Annotated in this window: 21 protein-coding genes; 4 read left to right on the forward strand and 17 right to left on the reverse strand. The window is 48.0% G+C overall.

Annotated features, from left to right (window positions below; genetic code table 11):
• Nucleotides 1-54: 54 nt before the first annotated feature.
• From F3H97_RS05970 to F3H97_RS05985, 4 genes are all read right to left on the reverse strand, one after another.
• The gene (locus F3H97_RS05970) at nucleotides 55-846 is read right to left on the reverse strand and encodes a transporter substrate-binding domain-containing protein (RefSeq protein ID WP_012726549.1); all 792 of its coding nucleotides are present in this window, start codon (nucleotides 844-846) and stop codon (nucleotides 55-57) included.
• A 181-nt stretch (nucleotides 847-1,027) separates the two neighbouring features.
• Nucleotides 1,028-1,369, reverse strand: a complete 342-nt coding sequence (locus F3H97_RS05975) for a DUF952 domain-containing protein (protein ID WP_196430844.1) — start codon at nucleotides 1,367-1,369, stop codon at nucleotides 1,028-1,030.
• Nucleotides 1,370-1,425: 56 nt separating this feature from the next.
• Entirely contained in the window at nucleotides 1,426-1,854 is a 429-nt protein-coding gene (locus F3H97_RS05980; protein ID WP_012726551.1) for a BrxA/BrxB family bacilliredoxin, read from the reverse strand.
• Between the two features lie 35 nt (nucleotides 1,855-1,889).
• Nucleotides 1,890-3,074 (reverse strand): class I SAM-dependent methyltransferase, encoded by a 1,185-nt coding sequence (locus F3H97_RS05985; protein WP_196430845.1) that lies wholly within the window; start codon nucleotides 3,072-3,074, stop codon nucleotides 1,890-1,892.
• 99 nt (nucleotides 3,075-3,173) lie between these two features.
• On the opposite strand from F3H97_RS05985, the gene F3H97_RS05990 reads away from it, so the two are divergent.
• From F3H97_RS05990 to F3H97_RS06000, 3 genes are all read left to right on the forward strand, one after another.
• Nucleotides 3,174-3,947: a sporulation protein gene (locus tag F3H97_RS05990; RefSeq protein ID WP_159562450.1), complete on the forward strand. Its 774-nt coding sequence runs from the start codon at nucleotides 3,174-3,176 to the stop codon at nucleotides 3,945-3,947.
• Nucleotides 3,948-4,065: 118 nt separating this feature from the next.
• Entirely contained in the window at nucleotides 4,066-4,440 is a 375-nt protein-coding gene (locus F3H97_RS05995) for a hypothetical protein (protein WP_143180241.1), read from the forward strand.
• 20 nt (nucleotides 4,441-4,460) lie between these two features.
• Nucleotides 4,461-4,676, forward strand: coding sequence for a hypothetical protein (locus F3H97_RS06000; protein ID WP_074036727.1), 216 nt, complete (start codon nucleotides 4,461-4,463; stop codon nucleotides 4,674-4,676).
• A gap of 39 nt (nucleotides 4,677-4,715) precedes the next feature.
• Here the strand turns inward: F3H97_RS06000 and F3H97_RS06005 are convergent, their stop codons facing one another.
• The 8 genes from F3H97_RS06005 to F3H97_RS06040 all read right to left on the reverse strand — a co-directional run bounded on the left by F3H97_RS06005 (nucleotide 4,716) and on the right by F3H97_RS06040 (nucleotide 14,333).
• Nucleotides 4,716-6,035, reverse strand: coding sequence for a dihydrolipoamide acetyltransferase family protein (locus F3H97_RS06005; protein ID WP_159562452.1), 1,320 nt, complete (start codon nucleotides 6,033-6,035; stop codon nucleotides 4,716-4,718).
• Between the two features lie 12 nt (nucleotides 6,036-6,047).
• Complete coding sequence (locus tag F3H97_RS06010; protein ID WP_078147095.1) at nucleotides 6,048-7,025, reverse strand: alpha-ketoacid dehydrogenase subunit beta; 978 nt, start codon at nucleotides 7,023-7,025, stop codon at nucleotides 6,048-6,050.
• Nucleotides 7,025-8,032 carry a thiamine pyrophosphate-dependent dehydrogenase E1 component subunit alpha gene (locus tag F3H97_RS06015; protein WP_370148335.1) on the reverse strand — a complete coding sequence of 336 codons (1,008 nt, stop codon included), beginning with the start codon at nucleotides 8,030-8,032 and terminating at the stop codon, nucleotides 7,025-7,027. Before F3H97_RS06015 ends, F3H97_RS06010 begins: the two co-directional genes overlap by 1 nt.
• Before the next feature lie 12 nt (nucleotides 8,033-8,044).
• Nucleotides 8,045-9,454 carry a dihydrolipoyl dehydrogenase gene (lpdA, locus tag F3H97_RS06020; protein WP_196430846.1) on the reverse strand — a complete coding sequence of 470 codons (1,410 nt, stop codon included), beginning with the start codon at nucleotides 9,452-9,454 and terminating at the stop codon, nucleotides 8,045-8,047.
• Nucleotides 9,438-10,529: a butyrate kinase gene (gene buk / locus F3H97_RS06025; RefSeq protein WP_074036719.1), complete on the reverse strand. Its 1,092-nt coding sequence runs from the start codon at nucleotides 10,527-10,529 to the stop codon at nucleotides 9,438-9,440. The genes lpdA and buk overlap by 17 nt, the downstream gene beginning before the upstream one ends.
• A 1-nt stretch (nucleotide 10,530) precedes the next feature.
• Nucleotides 10,531-11,652, reverse strand: a complete 1,122-nt coding sequence (locus F3H97_RS06030; RefSeq protein WP_159562454.1) for a Glu/Leu/Phe/Val family dehydrogenase — start codon at nucleotides 11,650-11,652, stop codon at nucleotides 10,531-10,533.
• Between the two features lie 25 nt (nucleotides 11,653-11,677).
• Complete coding sequence (gene yqiS, locus F3H97_RS06035; protein ID WP_196430847.1) at nucleotides 11,678-12,574, reverse strand: phosphate butyryltransferase; 897 nt, start codon at nucleotides 12,572-12,574, stop codon at nucleotides 11,678-11,680.
• Nucleotides 12,575-12,695: 121 nt separating this feature from the next.
• The gene (locus F3H97_RS06040) at nucleotides 12,696-14,333 is read right to left on the reverse strand and encodes a sigma 54-interacting transcriptional regulator (RefSeq protein ID WP_159562456.1); all 1,638 of its coding nucleotides are present in this window, start codon (nucleotides 14,331-14,333) and stop codon (nucleotides 12,696-12,698) included.
• Nucleotides 14,334-14,467: 134 nt separating this feature from the next.
• Here F3H97_RS06040 and F3H97_RS06045 point away from each other — a divergent pair, with 134 nt between their 5' ends.
• Nucleotides 14,468-14,716 carry a DUF2627 domain-containing protein gene (locus F3H97_RS06045; RefSeq protein ID WP_031423346.1) on the forward strand — a complete coding sequence of 83 codons (249 nt, stop codon included), beginning with the start codon at nucleotides 14,468-14,470 and terminating at the stop codon, nucleotides 14,714-14,716.
• A gap of 657 nt (nucleotides 14,717-15,373) precedes the next feature.
• On the opposite strand, the gene spo0A is transcribed toward F3H97_RS06045, so the two are convergent.
• The 5 genes from spo0A to dxs form a co-directional block, all read right to left on the reverse strand.
• Nucleotides 15,374-16,105, reverse strand: a complete 732-nt coding sequence (gene spo0A, locus F3H97_RS06050; RefSeq protein ID WP_074036711.1) for a sporulation transcription factor Spo0A — start codon at nucleotides 16,103-16,105, stop codon at nucleotides 15,374-15,376.
• Nucleotides 16,106-17,803, reverse strand: a complete 1,698-nt coding sequence (gene recN / locus F3H97_RS06055; RefSeq protein ID WP_074036709.1) for a DNA repair protein RecN — start codon at nucleotides 17,801-17,803, stop codon at nucleotides 16,106-16,108.
• A 13-nt stretch (nucleotides 17,804-17,816) separates the two neighbouring features.
• Entirely contained in the window at nucleotides 17,817-18,266 is a 450-nt protein-coding gene (gene ahrC, locus F3H97_RS06060; protein WP_012726567.1) for a transcriptional regulator AhrC/ArgR, read from the reverse strand.
• A gap of 155 nt (nucleotides 18,267-18,421) precedes the next feature.
• Complete coding sequence (locus F3H97_RS06065; protein ID WP_159562457.1) at nucleotides 18,422-19,237, reverse strand: TlyA family RNA methyltransferase; 816 nt, start codon at nucleotides 19,235-19,237, stop codon at nucleotides 18,422-18,424.
• Nucleotides 19,238-19,243: 6 nt separating this feature from the next.
• The gene (gene dxs / locus F3H97_RS06070) at nucleotides 19,244-21,136 is read right to left on the reverse strand and encodes a 1-deoxy-D-xylulose-5-phosphate synthase (RefSeq protein WP_196431845.1); all 1,893 of its coding nucleotides are present in this window, start codon (nucleotides 21,134-21,136) and stop codon (nucleotides 19,244-19,246) included.
• Nucleotides 21,137-21,159: the final 23 nt, after the last annotated feature.

Consider the following 21,159-nt stretch of genomic DNA (forward strand, 5'->3'; position numbering starts at 1 on the left):
TTCCTCCTAAAAAAAGGCTGACCGATTCATATTCAGTCAGCCTCGTACGATTCATTATTCGGCTGGCGCAGCCTCTTCTTCAAACCATTTCTGTGCTAACTCTTCGATTTCTCCACTGTCGATCATCTTCTTCAACTCTTCGTTGAATTGATCGCGGAGTTCATCATCTTTACGGAAGGCAGCAGCAGAACCTGCTTCTTCTTCGTCCACAATTTCAAATGTCGTCAATTCACTATCTTGCTCGAGGTATTTTTTCGCGACCGTATCTTCGATGACCATCGCGTCAATACGTCCTGTCTTGATTTCTTGAATGATCTCAGGAATCTTGTTCAACGAGACGATCTCAGCATCTGTGATTTGATCTTGTGCAATCCCTTCTTGAATCGAACCGAGCTGGACTCCGATCTTTTTCCCCTTCAAGTCTTCAAGTGATTGAAGCGAATCATCTTTTGACAAGATCAAGTTCACCGCTGTGAAATAAATATCTGAGAAATCGGCATTTTCTTTACGCTCTTCTGTCGGAGTCATCCCCGCCATGACGAAGTCGACTCGACCTGCATTGAGGGCCCCAAGTAAGCTTCCGAAATCCATATCTTCAATTTTCAATTCATATCCCATGTTCTCTGCCACTTTTTTGGCGATATCGATATCAAATCCGACAATCTCGTCGCCATTCGCTGTATCGACGAACTCATATGGGAAGTAATCGGCACTTGTACCCATGACGATGACTTTGTCATCCTCACCATCGGTCGATGTCGATCCTCCTTCGTTCACGTCTGCCCCACACGCGACTGAGAACGCGGCCAGTCCTGCTAAACATAATGCTAGAAAACCTTTTTTCATCTTCATCTCCCTTTCATAGTTGAATGATAATTATCAGAACTTTAACAAAATTATGACATATGTGTGAACGTAGCTCAACTGTTCTATGACACATCAGTTGTCCGACTTGTGTCTTCAACCACTATATACACATAATTATTACTTGTAAAGTATATTCATGCAAATTATACAAAAAAGAAGGTCACATTCGCTCGAAAGCGAAATATGTGACCGTTCCATTGTCGCGTGACCCATACGGTTGCACCTGTTTGACCGAAGTCATCGGGATGGCACTATACACATGCGGATAACGTTCTCCATCCTCATCCAACTCATAATGTAGCAGCTGACCAAGTCGGTTGACGTGTAACGATACGAGAACGACCGACTCACCTGGATAGGACGATTTGACGACCTTACCGATTTGCTGCGGTGTGCAGCATTTGATTGTCCCTTCCGATTGAAGTGACGGTTCATTGATCTCACCGCGTGACAGGGCAATCATATACTCTGCCTCCGTCATGATTTTGATGACTGGTTCCATATACCCTGCCCCTTTTCACAAAAGCGCAAAGGCAGTGCCTTTGCGCCGATGCTTGATTATGCGAAGTAGATGTCGAACAATGTTTGCAATTGGTCGACGAGCTCTTCAGCAGTCGATGACTCGATTTCACTACGCTCTACCATCGTCACGATGTTGCCATCCTCAAGAAGTGCGATTGACGGTGAAGACGGTGCATATCCTTCAAAATACTCACGTGCACGATCTGTCGCTTCACGGTCTTGACCAGCAAACACGGTCACGAAATGGTCAGGCTTCACACCTTCCATCTTGTTGACGTATGCGGCAGCTGGACGAGCAATCCCGCCTGCACACCCACAAACCGAGTTGACGAGGACGAGTGTCTTCCCTTCTTTTTTCAGTGCTCCGTCTACTTCTTCCGGTGTCGTGAGCTCTGTGTATCCTGCAGCACGTACTTCGTTACGCGCTTGTTCGACTACATCTTGAAAATATAATTGAAAATCCATGTTGTTTCCCCTTTCGACATTTCGTCTGTACTCCCTTATTTTACGTCTTGTTCTACCTCGAGGACAAGTCTATCGCTCAATTCACGTTCTAAGAACGGGTCTGCCCCTAACATCTGTTTGAAAGCAAGGTAACGTGCCTTCGTCTCTGCGCTCGCCTGACGGTTCGTCAAGTAGGCACGAATCATGATATTTTTCGGCGTATGCTCGAGGTCGATGAATTCGAGCAGCTGGGCATCATACCCGACAAGTCCAAGCAGTTCAGCCCGAATGGAATCGGTCGCGAGTGAGGCGAACCGTTCTTTGATCAAGCCATGTTGGAGCATCACGTCTAAATTCGACGCTTGAATTTGACGATTCAATTCCTTTTGACAACACGGAACGCTCAAGATGACTTTCGCGCCCCAGCGGACGGCACGTGCCAACGCCATGTCTGTCGCCACATCACATGCATGAAGGGTCACGACCATATCAACAGCTGTTTCCCCTTCATATTCATTAATGTCTCCGACTAAAAATTCGAGCCGTTCATATCCTAAGTCTTTCGCAATCGATGCACACTCTTCAATGACCTCTTTCTTCAAATCGAGCCCTGTGATATGGACGTCATATCCTTTCATCTCATGAAGGAAATGATAGAGCGCGAACGTCAAATACGACTTCCCTGACCCGAAATCCAAGATTCGAACGGTACGGTCTGCCGGCAAGTATTTCAGTGAATCCTCAATGAACTCGAGGAAACGATTGATCTGTTTGAACTTGTCATACTTTGGACGCTTCACTTTTCCGTCCGTTGACTGAATGCCGAGTCGAATGAGAAACGGAACTGGCTCGTCGAGTGGAAGCACGTACTGTTTTTCCCGATTGTGGCTCAGTTGAACTTCTTTTTGAGCCGTCTGCTTTTCTTTCAATGTCACTTTGAACTTTTTCGATAATTGGAACTGGAGGTCGGAATCTTTTAACTGAAACTGTCCTTGTCGGAACGTTTCGAGAAGCTCATTCACTTCTGTGACAGCCTCATCTGGTGTCAAGTTTTTATGGTTCATCACCCGCTCATACTGATACTCGAACTGGATATGATACGCATTTCGTAGCATGACCGGTTTCAATTTGACCCGTCTGAGATCGCTAGATTTTTGACGGGGTTGACTGATGGTCGCCGACACGAGATGATTTGATTGTAAGACGTCTGCGAGACGCTCTTGTAACGCTTTATATTCCAATGGATTCAATCCTTTTTTAGAAATTTTGAAACATATCGTTTCACCTGTCCGTACATACTATTACACGAAGACGACGTTACGTCAAAGGAGGATACACATATGTTTAAAAAGATTTTATCATCAATCGGAATCGGTGCCGCAAAAGTCGACACACGCTTGAATGAGAGCCACTGTTCACCCGGTGGAGAACTCACTGGAGTCGTCCATATAGAAGGCGGTTCGGTCGAACAATCCGTCGACAGTATCTATCTCTTCTTCAATACGTTGTATAAACATGAGGTGAACGATAAGTCGACATACTCGACGTTCACGATTGAAAAAATCTTATTGAATGAAGCACCGTTTATGATTGGTCCCGGAGAAGTGAAAGAAATTCCGTTCACAGTCAACGTCCCGTTCAATACGCCACTCTCTGTGAGCCAATCGAAATCATGGATTGAAACGGGCCTTGATATCGCCCAAGCCGTCGATCCAAAAGATGAAGATGCGATCACCGTACAACCGAATGCAGTTCAACAAGTCATATTAGATGCGATGGACGAGCTCGGATTCCGTTTGAAGAAAGCCGACACGGAGATGCTCCCGGCACGTCATCGTTCGGGACGTCTTCCGATTGCCCAAGAACTCGAGTATTCAGCGAACGGTTCGCGATTCGGTCGCCAGTTAGACGAGGTAGAAGTTGTGATTCTACAAGACGAGGATGCCATCGAATTGCTCATTCAAGTCGACCGCAGTGTCCACGACCTCGGAAGTCTCTTTGCTGACTTGACGGGAACGGACGAGTCGACTCATCGTGTACGCTATGACGCCGCACGTTTATCAGTAGCTGAAGTTCGTCGCGACATCGAATCGATGATTGAACAATCGATTTAAGGAAATCACCAACACGCCATTTCTATGAATGGCGTGTTTTTCTGAGGTATTGAATTTAATCATCCATTTTTTTACAATGAACATATGGAATAAACCCTTTTCTGGAGGTGACTACATCTTGTTTGCTTTAATAATGATTGGGAGTCTTGGTCTTGCAACGCTTGCCTTACCGATTCTAGAGACCAGTCTTTCTGATTCACTCGCCTATTTCACGCTTGGTGGACTCGAAGTCCTGATTGGTTTGATTGCCATGTGTCTCATGCGCAATCCGTCGACAAACGCCTTATCATTCATGAAGTTCATGCCCTATCTTGTACTATTGATTCATTTCCCTACCTCACTCCTTTTGCTTTGGATTTCTTCGGTCAGACATGATGGGGTTTCTGCATTTTCATTAAACTATATTTTTATATACTGGATGTTCCTTCTCGTGTTCGTCGTAGTCAGCAGATTGACGTACCGTGTCCATCAACGACGATTCGAAGGTGCATGATTAGAAAGGATGATTCTACATTGGATCTACTTCAATTTCTTTACGACCGAGCAATTCCACTCACACTATTCACGACGCTCGGCCTATTCAGTCTCATGTTTGCGTTCGCACTATATAAATCCAAACCACGACTCTCCAAAGGACTCGTCACAATGGGCATGTCTTTCTCGTTCCTTCTCTTACTGATCTCAGCCGTAAGCTTCGTCTTCACGGTATTCCTTGGCTATAACTCATAAGAAATGGAGGCACCCTACTGGGGCGCCTCCATTTTTTAATCAATATACGGTATATGTGTTCGGGTCAATCGACTCGAGTGAGTGCTTGATCGCTTGTAAGAACTGACCTGCGACGAGACCGTCAAGGACACGATGGTCGACAGACATACAAAGGTTGACCATATCGCGTGCCGCGAACATCCCGTTCATCCAGACCGGACGCTTCACAATCGACTCGACCGATAGGATTGCCGCTTGTGGGTAATTCAAGATTGGTGCCGATTGAATCGAACCAAACGCACCCGTGTTGTTGATGGTGAATGTCCCACCACGCATCTCTTCAGCCTTCAAGCGGTTCTCACGCGCTCGCGTTGCCACGTCTTGAAGGGAAACGGCTAGTCCTTTAATATTCTTCTCATCCGCTTGGCGAATGACCGGAACGTATAGGGCGTCGTTTGCCGCGACGGCTACCGAGAGATGGATGTCTTGGTGAACTTTGATGTGATCTCCTGCCCACTCCGAATTCATCATCGGATACTTCTTCAATGCTTCGATGGCTGCCTTCATGAAGAATGGCATGAACGTCAATTTGACGCCTTCCCGTTTCATGAACTCATCTTTCAACTTTGCACGGGCTTCGACGAGGTTCGTCACATCCACTTCAATCATGAGCCATGCGTGTGGAGCCTCGTGTTTCGAGCGGACCATATTGTTCGCAATCGCTTGACGTACCCCGGCTGTCGGAATCGATTCATAACGGCCAGATGAAGTCGATGATGATGCGACCGGTTGTGACGGTTCAACGACAGGACGTGGTGCCTCAGTCGGAACGTCCAACTTCGTCTGTACCATCGTCTCTTGGACAGGCGCTTGTGTCGCTTTCTCAGAAGTCGATGCCGGACGTCCTTCTGATAAGTAACGAAGAATATCTTTCCGCGTGATCCGACCGCCTAGACCGCTTCCGCTCAGTTCATTCAAATCGATATCGTTCTCATTGGCGAGTCGGATGACGGCAGGAGAGTATCGACCGTTTCCACTTTGTTTTTTCGGTGCAGTGGCGACAGCTTGCTTAGAGACGGATTCTGCAGGTGCCGTTTCTGCAATCGGTTCTGTCTTCGTCTCAACTGCAGCTTCCTCCGCGCTCTCGACTTCCATCGTCAATACCGGTGTCCCGACGCTGACGGTCTCCCCTTCTGGAATGAGAAACTCTTTGACGACTCCTGCGCTAGTCGCAGGAATCTCTGCCGTCACTTTGTCCGTCATGACTTCCGCGAGTGGTTCATATTCTTCCACACGGTCTCCCGGTTTGACGAGATAGGTCGTGATTGTTCCTTCTGTCACACTCTCCCCAAGTTGGGGCATAGTAATCGTTTGTTCCATGGAGATGCCTCCTTAAAACGCCGCGAGCTGACGCGCCCGCTCGGCAATTTTTTCTGGGGATACGATAAAGAATTTTTCCATCGGTGGTGCATACGGCATTGCCGGCACATCGGGGCCAGCCAAACGCTCAATCGGCGCATCGAGTTCGAAGAGCGCCTTCTCCGCGATAATCGCCGCCACTTCTCCGATGATGCTTCCTTCTTTGTTGTCCTCCGTCACGAGTAGCACTTTACCAGTCTTCTTGACCGATTCGATGATCGCTTCTTGGTCGAGCGGGTAGACGGTACGAAGATCAAGGATGTGCGTGCTGATTCCTTCTTCTTCGAGCGTTTTCGCAGCCTCTTGTGCCATATGCACGCAAAGACCGTACGTGATGATCGTGATATCGTCACCTTCCCGTTTGACAGCGGCCTTACCGATTTCAACCGTGTATTCGTCCGTCGGCAATTCCGCCTTCAAAAGACGATAGGCACGCTTATGTTCAAAGAAAAGAACAGGGTCGTTCGAACGGATTGCTGCTTTCAACAATCCCTTCGCATCGACAGGGTCAGATGGAATGACGACTTTAAGACCTGGCGTCGAACTGAACATCGCCTCGACTGATTGCGAGTGATAGAGAGCCCCGTGAATACCCCCACCGAAAGGAGCACGGATGACCATCGGACATGTCCAATCGTTGTTTGAACGGTATCGAATTTTTGCCGCTTCTGAAACGATTTGGTTCACTGCTGGCATGATAAAGTCTGCGAATTGCATTTCTGCGATCGGTCGCATGCCGTACATGGCAGCCCCGACTCCGACTCCGGCAATCGCACTCTCAGCGAGCGGTGCGTCGATGACACGATCCTCTCCATATTTTTCAATCAACCCTTGTGTGGCACGGAATACACCACCACGAACGCCGACGTCTTCCCCGACGACGAAGACGTTTTCGTCGCGCTCCATTTCCTCATGAATCGCTTCATTGATCGCTTCGATAAACGTTTTCATCATTTTTCCTCCTCATAGACGTAATCCAGTGCAGATTCAGGCGATGCATACGGTGCTTTGTCCGCATATGTCGTCGCTTCATTCACTTCAGCATCGATTTGTGCATCGATTTCAGCAAGTGTATCCGCCGTTGCGATTCCGTCGTTCACAAGTCGTTGACGGAACAATTGAATGCCATCCCGCTCTTTTAACCCTGCCAATTCTTCTGCTGAACGGTATGCTTTGTCATCATCATCTGATGAGTGTGGCACGAGACGTTCAACTTCTGCTTCGATTAGCGTCGGTCCTTCTCCGCGAAGTGCACGTTCACGCGCTTCCTTCACGACCGCATAGACAGCAATCGGGTCTGTCCCGTCGACTGTCACACCTGGCATGCCATATCCTTTCGCTCGATCTGACACGCGCTCGCATGCCAACTGTTTTGTAAGTGGAACCGAGATTGCATACTTGTTGTTCTCACAGAACAAGATGACCGGCAACTTATGGACACCTGCAAAGTTTGCGCCTTCATGAAAATCTCCTTGGTTAGAGGACCCTTCCCCGAACGAGACGAATGTAACGAGCTCTTCCTTTTTCATCTTCGCCGCAAGTGCAATTCCGACTGCATGTGGGACTTGTGTCGTGACCGGAGACGAACCCGTTACGATACGATGCTCTTTCGAGCCGAAGTGACCAGGCATCTGACGACCACCTGAGTTTGGATCTTCCGCTTTCGCGAATGCCGATAACATTAAATCTCTTGATGTTTGACCGAAGTGAAGGACGACCGCCACATCACGATAGTAAGGTAGGACATAATCAATCCCTTTCTCGAGGGCGAACGCCGCACCAACTTGCGCCGCTTCTTGTCCTTGACATGAGACGACGAATGGGATTTTCCCGGCGCGGTTCAACTTCCACATCCGTTCATCAATTTTACGTGCACGAACCATCGTTTCGTACATCGCCAATAAATCTTGTTTTGTTAAACCAAGCTCTTCATATGAGTTTACAGTCATTTGTTCCATCCTTGTTCCTCCTTAGGCGTGAATCGGTAATCCATCGACGGCGAGAGCCGCTTCTTGGAAGGCTTCGCTCAGTGCAGGATGCGGGTGTACAAGTTGTCCCATCTCCCAAGCCGTCGCATTTAAGACGAGCGCGAGGCCACCTTCTGTGATGAGTTCGGTCGCTTTCGGTCCGACGATATGAACACCGAGAAGGTCATCTGTCTCTTGATCTGAGACGAGTTTGACGAATCCGTCGGCTTGCCCTTCAATTCTTGCTTTTCCGAGCCCATTGAAACGGTACGTTCCTGTCTTGACGTCATGTCCAGCCTCTTTTGCCGCTTCTTCTGTCAAACCGACCGAAGCGACTTCAGGGACACTGTATACACAGCGTGGAATGAGCGCGTAATCGAGCGGTGTCGGCTCAAGACCGAGAATCGTCTCGACTGCCTTCACACCTTCTGCAGAAGCGACGTGGGCGAGTTGCAACTTCCCGATACAGTCTCCAATTGCGAAGATATGACGTTCCTTCGTCCGATACTGGCTATCGACTTGAATGATACCGTTCTCTACGACGATTGACGTGTTTTGAAGACCTAAGTCTTCCGTATTGGCGACACGCCCCACTGAGACGAGGACACAGTCCACGCTCAACATCTCCTCACCTACAGCGAGCTCCACCGCATCGTCGTGAATCGATGTACGTTCAGCGTCGACCGTCACGCTCTTCTTCACGCGGACTCCGCGCTTTTTCAAAAGACGCTCCACTTCACGCGAGACTGCTTTGTCCTCGAGTGGGAGTAATCGATCGCCTACTTCGATCAATGTCACGTTCACATCAAGGTCGACGAGCATGGACGCCCATTCGACTCCAATGACCCCTCCACCGACAATCGCAATCGATTCAGGTAGCGTTTCAAAATTGAGGAGGTCGTCCGAATTCAAAATCCGTTTGTGATCGAACGGCAATCCAGGAAGTTCACGAGGAATCGACCCTGTTGCGATAATCAGTTGATTCGGCAAAATCAGTTCTGATTCACCGCTTTCATCCTCAACGGATACAGTCCCTGGTTGTGGTGAGAAGATACTTGGTCCAAGAATAGAGGCCTTTCCGCGGAACACTTCGATTTTCCCTTGTTTCATCAAATGTTCGATTCCCTTTTCTAGTCCAGCCACAAGATCACGCTTATACGTTTGAGCGCGTTCCATATTGAACGTCACATCTCCCGTCTCAACGCCATATGTCGCACTTTGCTTCGCTGTTTGATAAACATGTGCAGCTTTTAAAAGCGCCTTCGTCGGGATGCATCCTCTATGTAAGCAGGTGCCACCTAACTTTCTCGCCTCGACGATTGCGACAGATTTTCCTGCCTGGGCCGCCTTGATTGCAGCCACATATCCTCCTGGTCCTCCACCGATGACGACAACATCAAATTCTCGTGCCATGTGTATCCCCCTCATAAACTCGTGCGGTCTCTTCGTTCTCGATGACGCGAAGTGCACCTTCAGCCAACGCTTTAAGCTCATCTTCACCCGGATACACGTGTACCGGCGCGAGATAAGTGACACGCTCCTTGATTTTTTCAGTCAGCCACTCGGAATATGCGATTCCGCCCGTCAGTAAGATGGCATCCACACGACCACATAATGTCGCGCCGTGTTTTGAAATCTCTTGAGCGACACGATAAGCCATCGTCTCATACAACAGTCTCGCCTCGTCATCACCTGATTCAACCCGTTGCTCGATTTCAATGGCATCGAATGTACCGAGATGAGCAAACAGACCACCTTGACCGACAATTTTCTTTTTCATTTCCGATTCTTTATACCTGGTACTATAACATAGTTCTACTACCTGTCCAACAGGAATCGAGCCAGCACGCTCCGGCGCGAGCGGTCCATCTCCGTCGAGACCATTATTCACGTCGATGACTCGACCTGCCGTATGGGCACCGACCGTGATTCCTCCACCAAGATGCGCAACGATAAGATTCAACTCATTGTAATCGCTTCCATTTTCGGCCGCGAATCGTTTCGCGACAGCCTTTTGATTGAGGGCATGGAAAATGCTACGACGATTGATTTCCGGCATGCCTGTCTTTCGGGCCAATTCGCCCATCTCATCGACGACGACCGGATCCACAATGAAACTAGGAATCCCTTCAGCTCCCCCGATTTTCGAAGCGATCAGACCACCGAGATTCGATGCATGCATCCCAAAACGTCCGCTCGTCAAATCTTCACGCATGAGTTCATTGACCGTATACGTTCCAGACGTCATCGGTGCAAGCAAGCCACCACGACCGACGATCGCGGTCAAATCATTGACCGCGATGCCCGTCTCTTCTAACAAGGCGCGTACTTCTTGCTCACGATGAGGCAACTGCTCTGGAAGTGTGAGACCCGTCACATCGATTGAATGTCGGACCGTACGTGTCATCACTTCTTCCTTCCCATCAAACAATCCAACTTTCGTCGAGGTCGACCCTGGGTTGATTGCAAGAATTAGCCGTTTTGTCATCTTAGCGTCTCCCTAGAATGCTTTTTTCAACTTTAAGGAACTGGCTGCGTGAACGCGACATCATGTGAATCCGCTCTTCCGCCATCTTATCGGCCGCTACATGCGTTGGTACACCATCACGTTCTGCGATTTCAAAGACGCGCATCATGTTGTCATAAATGAGTTCGACTTTCTTCATTGCCCGTTCACGGTTGTAGCCTTCAAGTTCGTCCGCGACGTTGATGACACCACCTGCATTGATGACGAAGTCTGGTGCATAAAGGATTCCGTTCTCGTCGAGCACGTCTCCGTGACGATCTTCTGCTAATTGGTTATTGGCAGCGCCTGCGACGATTTGTGCTTTCAATTGTGGAATCGTTTTGTCGTTGATGACGGCACCGAGAGCACATGGTGCAAAAATATCACATTCGACCGCATAAATCTCATCTGGTTTGACGACCGTCGCACCAAAGTCTGCTTCTGCACGTTTGAGTGCTTCCTCATTAATGTCGGTCACAATCAAATGAGCACCCTCTTCATGGAGGTGACGGCACAAGTTGTAGGCAACGTTTCCAACACCTTGAACAGCGACGGTTTTCCCTGCGAGCGACTCAGTCCCGAATTTCCATTTCGCAGCAGCTTTCATTCCACGATACACACCATATGCCGTGACCGGTGAAGGGTTACCACTTGAACCGAATGCAGGACTGACGCCTGTGACGTAATCCGTTTCCATGTGAATGAAGTCCATGTCGGCAACTGTTGTATTTACATCTTCAGCCGTGATGTAACGACCACTAAGAGATTGAACATATCGTCCGAATGCACGGAAGAGCGCCTCTGATTTATCTGTCTTCGCATTTCCGATGATGACGGCCTTCCCGCCCCCAAGGTTGAGACCCGCTGCAGCATTTTTATATGTCATTCCTTTTGCGAGACGCAACACATCCGTGAGTGCCTCTTGTTCTGATTCATAGTTCCACATACGGAGTCCACCGAGAGCTGGCCCGAGCGTCGTGTCATGGATGGCGATGATCGCCTTTAGTCCAGACGCTTGGTCTTGGCAAAATACGATTTGCTCATAGTCCTCAGATTGTAAGACATCAAAAATACGGAAGCGTGGCTCTGTGTTTGTTTCCATCATGATTAATTCCTCCTGTTAAGTACGATTAATGTTTAGCATGTAACAAAGCGAATGCGAGGGAATATAGCTTCGCTTCGGCAGTATCGGCACGACTTGTCAATACAACAGGGGCAGATGCGCCGACGACAATCGCCGCTACGCTCGCCTCTGCGAAATACATGATTGATTTATAAAGGACGTTGCCGACCTCTATGTAAGGTACGACTAATAAATCGGCTTGACCGGCAACTTCACTGTTGATTCCTTTTTGCTTTGCTGCAACCATGTCGACAGCGTTGTCGAGCGCGAGCGGTCCATCTACGACACAGCCCTTGATTTGTCCACGTCGATTCATTTGGCTAAGTAGTGCCGCATCGAGAGTCGCATTCATTTGTGGATTGACTACCTCGACTGCTCCAATGGCTGCGACTTTCGGCGATTCGTAACCGATGTCATGCATCGCTTCTACCGCATTGTGAATAATTTCGACCTTCTCTTCGAGTGTTGGTGCGATATGAATCGCCGCATCCGTCACTCCAATCAACTTTTCACGATTCGGAATTTGGAATAGTGCGATGTGGCTGAGCGTCCGCTTCGTACGGAGTCCAGCTTCACGATTAAGGACGGCTTTCATAAATGTCGATGTCGACACCATCCCCTTCATGAGGACGTCCGCCTCTTTATTTTTCACAGCTAATGTGGCACGTCGCGCAATCTCAACGTCACCTTTCGCATGTAAAATATCGACGGCTGACTCATCGATTCCATGCTGTTCACATAACTTTCGGATCTCTCGAGCTTCACCGAACAAAATGAAGCGTGACAACCCATGATCCGTAGCGAGTTTTACGGCCCGGATGACTTCTTCGTCCGCTGCCCCCGCAATGGACACGGTACAGCCTTCTAACTCTTTTGCGTTCGCCAGCATCCGTTCAAAATTCATCATTGTCCCCCCTTGCTCTCTACACTATATCATAAGCAAGTTTGTTTCCTAAATTGTAAGCGCTTTATAATGCGGATAACCATGCAAATTAATGCTTACCGTGCATAAATTTTCCTGCAAATTATTGCATGGTGTCAAGCTTGTTGTATAATGTTCGAATCGAAATCTTCAATCGGCGGGCTGCTTCTGATTTGTTGCCACTTGCCTCTTCAATTGCTCGTTCAATCAAATCGCGTTCATATTTTGCAACGGCCTCGTGAAACGTTCCAGATTCGACCACTTTTTGACTCGTGGAACGATTGGATAACTGCAAATGATGTGGGGCAATCCACTGTTCGGAGCTTGCCATATAAATCATCGCACGACCGATCACATTCTCCAGTTCTCGCACATTCCCTTTCCAATGCTGGCTCTTCAGTAATGTTAAAGCATCTTCGTCAACGCCGCGTACACTCCGACCGTATTCTTGATTCAGTTTCCGGATCATCCGTTCACATAGTGCCTCGAGTTCATTCAGTCGCTCACGTAATGGTGGGATATGGATCGGCATCCGATTGATTCGGTAATACAAATCTTCCCGGAATGTTCCGTCTGCTACTTTTTGTTCGAGATCGGCATTCGTTGCGGCAATGATTCGGACATCGATTGGGATTGCCGTCGTCCCTCCGACACGGACAATTTCATTTTCCTGGAGGACACGTAAAAGCTTCACTTGGACATCAAGAGGGAGCTCTCCGATTTCGTCTAGAAAGAGTGATCCGCCATCCGCTTCTTCGAAATATCCGGTTTTCCCGCCTCGTTTAGCTCCACTGAAGGCTCCATCTTCATAACCGAATAGCTCACTTTCAAGAAGGGTAGGTGAAATCGCCGCACAGTTCACGCGAATGAACTTTTTATACTTTCGAGGAGATTCCCCGTGAATGGCATGGGCGAACAGTTCTTTTCCTGTTCCCGATTCTCCACGAATCAATACCGTCACTGGGGTCACAGCGGCAAGTTTCGCCTGCTCGATGACAAATCGCATGGCGTCACTCGTAGCAATGATATCGGCAAACTGATATTTGGCTTCTAGATTCCGGATGCGTGTTTTTGCCTCCTGCAATTCATCACGTAGGGCACGAATCTGAGATACGTCACGGATGACCCCAACCGAGCCTCGCAACTTACCTTCGACGATGATCGGTTCTGCATTCACAAGAATATCTCGTCTCGTCGCCCCAATTTGCATCCGAATGTCTCGAACGCCTTGCCCGGTCGATAGTACTTTCAAATGGACGCTTTCCTGCATTCCGATATCTGCCGTCGCTGGTTTGTCGACCACATCTTCTTTTTTGAATCCGGTCAACCGTGTATAAGACGGATTGATCAAAATCGTGTTACCGTGATGATCTGCGACCGATATGGCCTCACTCGTACATTCAATGATGGCCTCGAGCATTTGTTGATTCTGTTTCAATCTTTCAACCACAATCCGAATAAATTCCCCTGGTAAGACGACCGCATCTTTGAAATGATCCTTTAATTGTTCAAACGTTTGATGTTTCCCCGTCGTTTCGATGACAAAATCTAGTGTCGCATCCGCATACTGTTTCCAATCGTCCGCCACAGATATGCCATAACTTTTAGCAAGGGCTATTCCTTCAGCAGATGCATCAGAATCTACGACCGCTACAATCGTCGCAAGCGGCGAATCCATCAGCATATGAAGGACTTCGGTCCCCCCTTTTCCTGCCCCCACAATCATCAATCGTTTATTCATACATATTCCCCCATCATCATTCTTCTCTATTTCATGCTACTGAATCCGCACCTGATTCGCAAGCTGCCCAAAAATAGACCGTGTCGAACAGATCGATTTCTGTTAAAATAATGTATGGTAAAGGAGGAGATTGCATGCGTTTTATCGCGCTTCTAATCTTAATCGTCCCTGGGTTATTAGGTGTTTACGGAATCAAATTGCTACGTGATAGCTTCTTTTTGAAGACGAGCGCACCGTTTTCATGGTTCGATTCACTCGCTGCCGCCTCCATGTTGCAGGGGACCTTTGGGCTTCTGCTCGCCATGGGCGGGATCGGATTTGTAGCCGGCTATATTTTTAACCGCGACAAAAAAACAGGAAAAGTACAACGCCTCGACTCATAAGCACACAAAAAAAGGTTCCCTAACTTGACTTCATTTCAAGTGCGGAACCTTTTATTCATATTGAATTGTGATCACTACGGATGATCTCCTTTCAAACTACGTTACTTACTTTGACATGAAATCCAACGTCTTCTTAATGAAGAAGTATGAAAGAACTTTAGTAACTGCCGTCTTGCGTGAACGGAATCTTACCATTCGAGTTACTAACTGATTTACTTATCGGGTCATGTCGAACCATCCATCGTGAAGTCGAACGCTTGCCATAAACTGTTCAACGGTTGACAACACTCCTTTTGGTTAACTGAACGATTGTTTTTTCCTATATCAACCCCTAGCTTCGAGTTGATGATAGAATCGCCTCGCGAATGAGCGACTGTCGCGACCTCACGTCGGGACATTAACGACTTGAGGTGTCGTTCCCACCTCTGAGCTATAATCGGATAGCGAACCGAGATGATTTGGTTTCTTCAAACGTTGCTCCGGAACAAGTTTGAAAAGCGTTCATCTGACGCTTGTCCAAGTAACTTGGTACATCTTTATTATAACAAAGGCCCACCATTTTGCAAGCGCTTTCTTTCATAAAGTAAATAAATCTGAAAGTAATTGTTTCATCAAAAAAGACTAAGTCCCATCACGACTTAGTCCTCATGAAATGATTCAATTATTCTTAAACGATACATACGTGACGAAGTACGAGATAAACTCCGAGTTTTTCGGGCTTCGCTCACGCTCCGGTCGCCCTTCGAACATCTCATGATCGCGCATGCCGTTCTCCCATGCCGTCTTGATTGCATGACGCATTGCTCGTTCTACACGAGAAGATGTCGTCTCATGCTCTTTTGCGACCATCGGATATAATTCTTTCGTGATGAGACCGAGCAAATCTTGCCGTTCTCGCACGTAAATGACAGCTTGACGGATATACTTGAACCCTTTGATTCGCGGAGAGATTCCGAGTTGCTGAAGCAGGAGTGAGATTTCAATTTCTTCTGGCGTCATTCCGTCGAATTCTCGATTTGTTCCTTCTGACAATTCACGAATTTTCGTTAATAACTGTTGAATATTGAACGGTTTGACGAGAAAATAAGAGGCCCCGAGTTGCACGGCCTGTTTCGTCACTTCATCTTTTCCAAACGCGCTCAACATGATTACTTCCGGTTTGTCATCACCTAATTCTTCATTTAGGCGTTGCAATACTCCGATTCCATCCAAATGCGGCATGATAATATCGAGTAAGAGTACATCCGGTTGGTGTGTCTTGACGACATCCAAGCATGTTTCTCCATCGTGTGCCGTACCTACGACACGAAGATCAGGCTCAGATTCTAGTTGTCGGCTCAACAAATCGACGATTTCTCGATTGTCGTCCGCAATACATAATGTAATCACTTATGACACTCCTTTGATGAACTTCTGTTTTACTTGTTGTGACATCTCAAGTAATTCTTCGACGTGTTGCTTCGTCAAGTCTGTCATTTGAGCGCCAGCAATCATGCGACCCAATTCGTCGATTCGACTTTCACGGTCGAGGGACGTCACATTTGTTTTCGTCCGTTCATTCGTTTCGGTTTTAGTAATGTAAAGATGTTGGTCTGCCATCGCAGCAACTTGTGCCAAGTGCGTGATACAGAGGACTTGAGAGCCGACAGAAAGTCGGAAGATCTTTTCACCCATCGCCTGCGCGACACGTCCAGAGACTCCTGTGTCGACCTCGTCAAAAATAATGGAGGCCACGCCGACCGTTCTTGAAAAGATGGATTTGAGTGCGAGCATGACACGGGAAAGCTCACCTCCTGAAGCGACTTTTGCGAGCGGTTTGAACGGTTCTCCAACGTTCGTCATCATGTAAAACTCCACGTCATCTAAACCATCTTGTTTAAGCGATGTGGTTTTGAAACGGACCTCGAACGCTGTTTTTTCCATATATAGTTCTTTCAGTTCTCGATGAATCGCATGCTGAAGCGACTCCGCAGCCACCTTACGCGCTGAAGAGAGTCTCATACCAGCATCTCTTGCAATCTGCTCTAATCGAATGAGTTCATCTGAGAGCGTCTGTAAATGCTCTTCCCGGTTCGTCATCGACTTCAATTCATCCGACACTTGTTCGCCATAGGTGATGACTTCTTCGATGGTCGTCCCATACTTTCGTTTCAATTGCTGGAAAAGAGCCAATCGTGACTCAATCTCATCCAATCGAATCGGGTCAAATTCGAGCGAATCTAACTGGTCCCGGAGTTGAAACTTTGCATCCTCCAACAAATAATAAGCGTTAGAGATAGTCTCCGATACAGATGTCAAAGACGAAGAGAGCTGTGACGCCTCTTCCATCTCGCGCATCGCCACTCCGATTTGATCGAGTCCATTTGACTCCTCGGCAACCGCCTCATACGAGAGACGAATGTGTTGATGAATGCGTTCAAAGTTGGCCAATTCATCCCGTTCTTCTGTCAACGCCTGTTCTTCCCCAACTTTTAATTCAGCCGCTTCGATTTCTTTCGTTTGAAACGACAAAAGATCCATTCGTTGAGCAAGCTCCTGCTCACTTTGACTAAGACGCTTCAATTCATCGGCGACTTGTTTCCAAGCCGCAAATGCCGTTTGATATTCCTCGACTAACGGACTGATTTCTTTTTCGGCGAAATGGTCTAATATGCCAAGGTGAAATTCCGCATCCATTAAATGTTGATGTTCATGTTGACCGTGAATATCGACCAGGAGCCGTCCGAACTCCCGTAACGTCGAGAGCGGCATCATTTTCCCGTTCACACGGCAGACGCTCTTCCCGCTACTATGTAGGTCTCGACGTAAGATGACTGTCCCATCTTCAACATCGATGCCATATTGTTCGGCCGCTTCGATGACCGGGTGATCCGGTTCAATCATGAACAGACCTTCGATTTCAGCTTTATCTTGACCATATCGCACGAACTCACTTGAGCCACGTCCTCCAACAAGCAATCCAATCGCATCCAACAAGATCGATTTACCGGCACCTGTCTCACCCGTGAGCACAGTCATACCTCGATTAAACGGAATGTTTAATTCGTCAATAATCGCAAACTGTTTGATTGATAGTTCTGCTAACATACGTACGTTCACCTCATAACATTCCGAGTAGTCGATCGATGATTTGCTTCGCTTTCTCTTCATCACGTGCAATCATTAAAATCGTATCATCTCCACACACCGTTCCAATCAATTCATCCCAAGATAAATGATCGATCAAGACACCGATTGCATCAGCATTCCCCGGAAGCACTTTCATGACGACCAAATTTTGAGCAGAATCGACCGAGACGAAACTGTCACTAAGGATTCGCTTCATTTTACCGTATGGATTAAAACGTTGATCCGCAGGCAAGCTATATTTATACCGTCCATCGTTCAATGGGACTTTGACCAGATGTAACTCTTTAATATCCCGAGACACGGTTGCCTGTGTGACCGGATACCCCGAGCGACGTAGCTCATCCACTAACTCATCTTGCGTCTCGATTTCTCGATTCGTCACGATGTCTCGAATTTTAATCAATCGCTGTCCTTTGTTCATAAGCGCTGACACCTCATTTTTCGTTTCACATACACATTATCATTCTAAAGTATTGTCGAAAAAAGGTCTAGCATTCCAGGTGGGATTTCCACCATTCCCCATCTAGTAGACGAGTAAAGGAAAAAGCTACAGACGACGAGGTCTGTAGCATCATTTTATCCCTTCAGTTTGGCATGGGCCGCGTTTACGACCTCTTCGACTTGTAGCGATGGCGAGACGCCACCTACTCCTGTGTACCGAGCGAAGAGAAGAAACTCGATGTTCCCATCCCCTCCAGTGATCGGAGAGTAATCCAAAGCTTCGACAAAGAAGCCTTCCGATGCGAAGTATCGGACCATATCGCTTGCGACTCGTTCATGGACGTTACGGTCCCGAACAATTCCTTTTTTCCCGACATCGGCCTTCCCTGCTTCAAATTGAGGTTTGACGAGCGCCATGACGACACCGTCTTGCTTCAAAATTTGTTTCAACGGTGGCACCATCAGACGAAGCGAGATAAAAGAGACGTCAATCGTTGCGAAATCTGGTTTAATCGGGAACTGATCGGCCGTCGCGTGGCGGAAGTTCATCCGCTCCATGACGACGACGCGATCATCGCTCCGTAGTTTCCAGGCAAGCTGATTATAGCCGACATCGACCGCGTACATTTGAGTCGCGCCGTTTTGAAGCGCACAGTCCGTGAACCCACCCGTCGATGAGCCGATGTCGATTCCGACTCGTCCAAAGACATCAAGCGGGAAGACGTCGAGCGCTTTCTCGAGTTTCAAGCCGCCACGTCCAACATAAGGAAGAACTTGACCCTTCACTTCGAGAGGGATATCATCAAACACTTTATCGCCCGCCTTGTCTAGACGTTCTGTCCCACTATAGACGAGACCGGCCATGACCGACCGTTTTGCCTTTTCCCGTGTTTCAGCAAGTCCACGTTCGACGAGCAATACATCTAATCTAGTTTTCTTTCTTTTTTCCATAATCCCTCACACATTCTGTCGATTTGTCTCCATGACGAACCGTTCAATCGATTCCGCCATTTGGGCAGGTCGCAGTCCAATCTCTTCTAGGAGCTGGTTGACACCGCCATGCTCGATATATCGATCCGGAATACCGAGACGTTGAATCCGTGGAAACGCTCCGGCTTCATTCGCGTGTTCAAGCACGCTACTTCCAAAGCCACCGGCGAGAGCAGCCTCTTCTAATGTCACGAGCGGAATCCCCTCTGCATAAAGTGAAGTCAGCATCGCATCATCGAGCGGCTTGATGCTACGACAGTTAATGACGCGCACACTGAGCTTACCTTCTAATAGTGCTCGGACTTCGAGGGCGTCTTGCACTTGGGGACCGAACGTCAAGATAGCGACATCTGTCCCTTCTGCCTCGACTTCCCAATCATCGAGTGAAATTTCTTGAAGCGTCTCACTCATCGGAACACCGATCCCTTCACCACGCGGGAAACGAATCGCAATCGGTCCACCATCGTAACGGAGTGCAGAATAGACGAGTTGTTGTAATTCTTCTTCATCTTTCGCCATCAAAATTCGAATGTTTGGCACGTGACGCATGAAGGCGATATCGAACACACCTTGGTGCGTCTCTCCATCCGCTCCGACAAGTCCAGATCGGTCAATCGTGAACACGACGTTCAAGTTTTGACGACAAATGTCATGGACTAGTTGATCATACGCGCGTTGGAAGAAGGTCGAATAAATCGAGACGACCGGTTTCAACCCTTGCGTCGCCTGTCCCCCAGCGAGGGTGACCGCATGTTGCTCGGCAATTCCGACATCAAACATACGCTCCGGGAATTTCTTCGTAAAGCAATCGAGTTTCGAACCGACACTCATCGCTGGTGTGATCAACGTCACCCGTTCGTCTGACTCAGCCACTTTCGTGATCGTCTCCGCGACGACTTTCGAATAGCTTGGTCCTTTCGGTTTGCCTTTGATGACTTCACCGGATTCAATTTTATAAGGTCCAAGACCGTGCCATGTTCCGACACCGTCCAATTCAGCCGGACGATATCCCTTCCCTTTTTTCGTAATGACGTGGACGAGAACCGGACCGTCGATTTTCTTCGCGTACTCAAGCGTTTCGAGCAAGTCTTTCAAATCATGCCCATCTGTCGGTCCAAAGTAAGTGAAGCCAAGTTCTTCAAAGAACGTTCCCGGAATGAGAGCAGATTTTAAGAGGTCCTTCACCCGTTCCCCGCTCCGTTCAAGTGAACTCCCGACGAGCGGGATGTGTTTGATGAGTGACTCCATTTCTTCTCGAGCATGCTTCAACTTGCGCGATGCCCGGATACGACCAAGCATATTATGCATCGCTCCTACGTTCGGCGCAATCGACATCTCGTTATCATTTAGAATGACAATCACGTTCTGTTTCTCGGCACCGATGTGATTGAGGGCTTCAAGTGCCATCCCCCCAGTCAAAGCACCGTCCCCGATGATGGCGATGGCACGATCGTTGGCGCGCCCTTTCAATTCATTCGCAATCGCAATCCCCATGGCTGCAGAGAGGGAAGTCGAACTGTGCCCTGTTTCCCACACATCATGCTCGCTCTCACAACGTTTCGGGAAACCACATAACCCATTGTATTGTCGGAGAGTATCAAACTGGTTCGTACGTCCTGTCAAAATTTTATGAACGTATGCTTGATGACCGACGTCCCATACGAGTTGGTCTTTCGGACTGTCAAATACACGGTGCAAGGCAAGCGTCAACTCTACAACTCCCAAGTTTGGCGCCAAATGCCCTCCCGTCACTGCCAATTTTTCAATCAAGAATCGTCTAATGTCTGAACCGAGCGATTCGAGCTCTGATACAGACATCCGTTTCAGGAACGACGGGTCTTGAATGGATGTCAAGTCCATAATGACCATCCTTTCTCCTCACA

Source organism: Exiguobacterium sp. SRB7LM (assembly GCF_015712685.1).
GTDB lineage: Bacteria > Bacillota > Bacilli > Exiguobacteriales > Exiguobacteriaceae > Exiguobacterium > Exiguobacterium profundum.

What these genes read in the sequence shown, in the direction of transcription:
- F3H97_RS05970 (WP_012726549.1), bottom strand. Translation starts at nt 846, where the DNA reads ATGAAAAAAGGTTTTCTAGCATTATGTTTAGCAGGACTGGCCGCGTTC.
- F3H97_RS05975 (WP_196430844.1), bottom strand. Translation starts at nt 1,369, where the DNA reads ATGGAACCAGTCATCAAAATCATGACGGAGGCAGAGTATATGATTGCC.
- F3H97_RS05980 (WP_012726551.1), bottom strand. Translation starts at nt 1,854, where the DNA reads ATGGATTTTCAATTATATTTTCAAGATGTAGTCGAACAAGCGCGTAAC.
- F3H97_RS05990 (WP_159562450.1), top strand. Translation starts at nt 3,174, where the DNA reads ATGTTTAAAAAGATTTTATCATCAATCGGAATCGGTGCCGCAAAAGTC.
- F3H97_RS06005 (WP_159562452.1), bottom strand. Translation starts at nt 6,035, where the DNA reads ATGGAACAAACGATTACTATGCCCCAACTTGGGGAGAGTGTGACAGAA.
- F3H97_RS06010 (WP_078147095.1), bottom strand. Translation starts at nt 7,025, where the DNA reads ATGAAAACGTTTATCGAAGCGATCAATGAAGCGATTCATGAGGAAATG.
- F3H97_RS06015 (WP_370148335.1), bottom strand. Translation starts at nt 8,032, where the DNA reads ATGGAACAAATGACTGTAAACTCATATGAAGAGCTTGGTTTAACAAAA.
- lpdA (WP_196430846.1), bottom strand. Translation starts at nt 9,454, where the DNA reads ATGGCACGAGAATTTGATGTTGTCGTCATCGGTGGAGGACCAGGAGGA.
- buk (WP_074036719.1), bottom strand. Translation starts at nt 10,529, where the DNA reads ATGACAAAACGGCTAATTCTTGCAATCAACCCAGGGTCGACCTCGACG.
- F3H97_RS06030 (WP_159562454.1), bottom strand. Translation starts at nt 11,652, where the DNA reads ATGATGGAAACAAACACAGAGCCACGCTTCCGTATTTTTGATGTCTTA.
- yqiS (WP_196430847.1), bottom strand. Translation starts at nt 12,574, where the DNA reads ATGAATTTTGAACGGATGCTGGCGAACGCAAAAGAGTTAGAAGGCTGT.
- F3H97_RS06040 (WP_159562456.1), bottom strand. Translation starts at nt 14,333, where the DNA reads ATGAATAAACGATTGATGATTGTGGGGGCAGGAAAAGGGGGGACCGAA.
- F3H97_RS06045 (WP_031423346.1), top strand. Translation starts at nt 14,468, where the DNA reads ATGCGTTTTATCGCGCTTCTAATCTTAATCGTCCCTGGGTTATTAGGT.
- recN (WP_074036709.1), bottom strand. Translation starts at nt 17,803, where the DNA reads ATGTTAGCAGAACTATCAATCAAACAGTTTGCGATTATTGACGAATTA.
- ahrC (WP_012726567.1), bottom strand. Translation starts at nt 18,266, where the DNA reads ATGAACAAAGGACAGCGATTGATTAAAATTCGAGACATCGTGACGAAT.
- F3H97_RS06065 (WP_159562457.1), bottom strand. Translation starts at nt 19,237, where the DNA reads ATGGAAAAAAGAAAGAAAACTAGATTAGATGTATTGCTCGTCGAACGT.
- dxs (WP_196431845.1), bottom strand. Translation starts at nt 21,136, where the DNA reads ATGGACTTGACATCCATTCAAGACCCGTCGTTCCTGAAACGGATGTCT.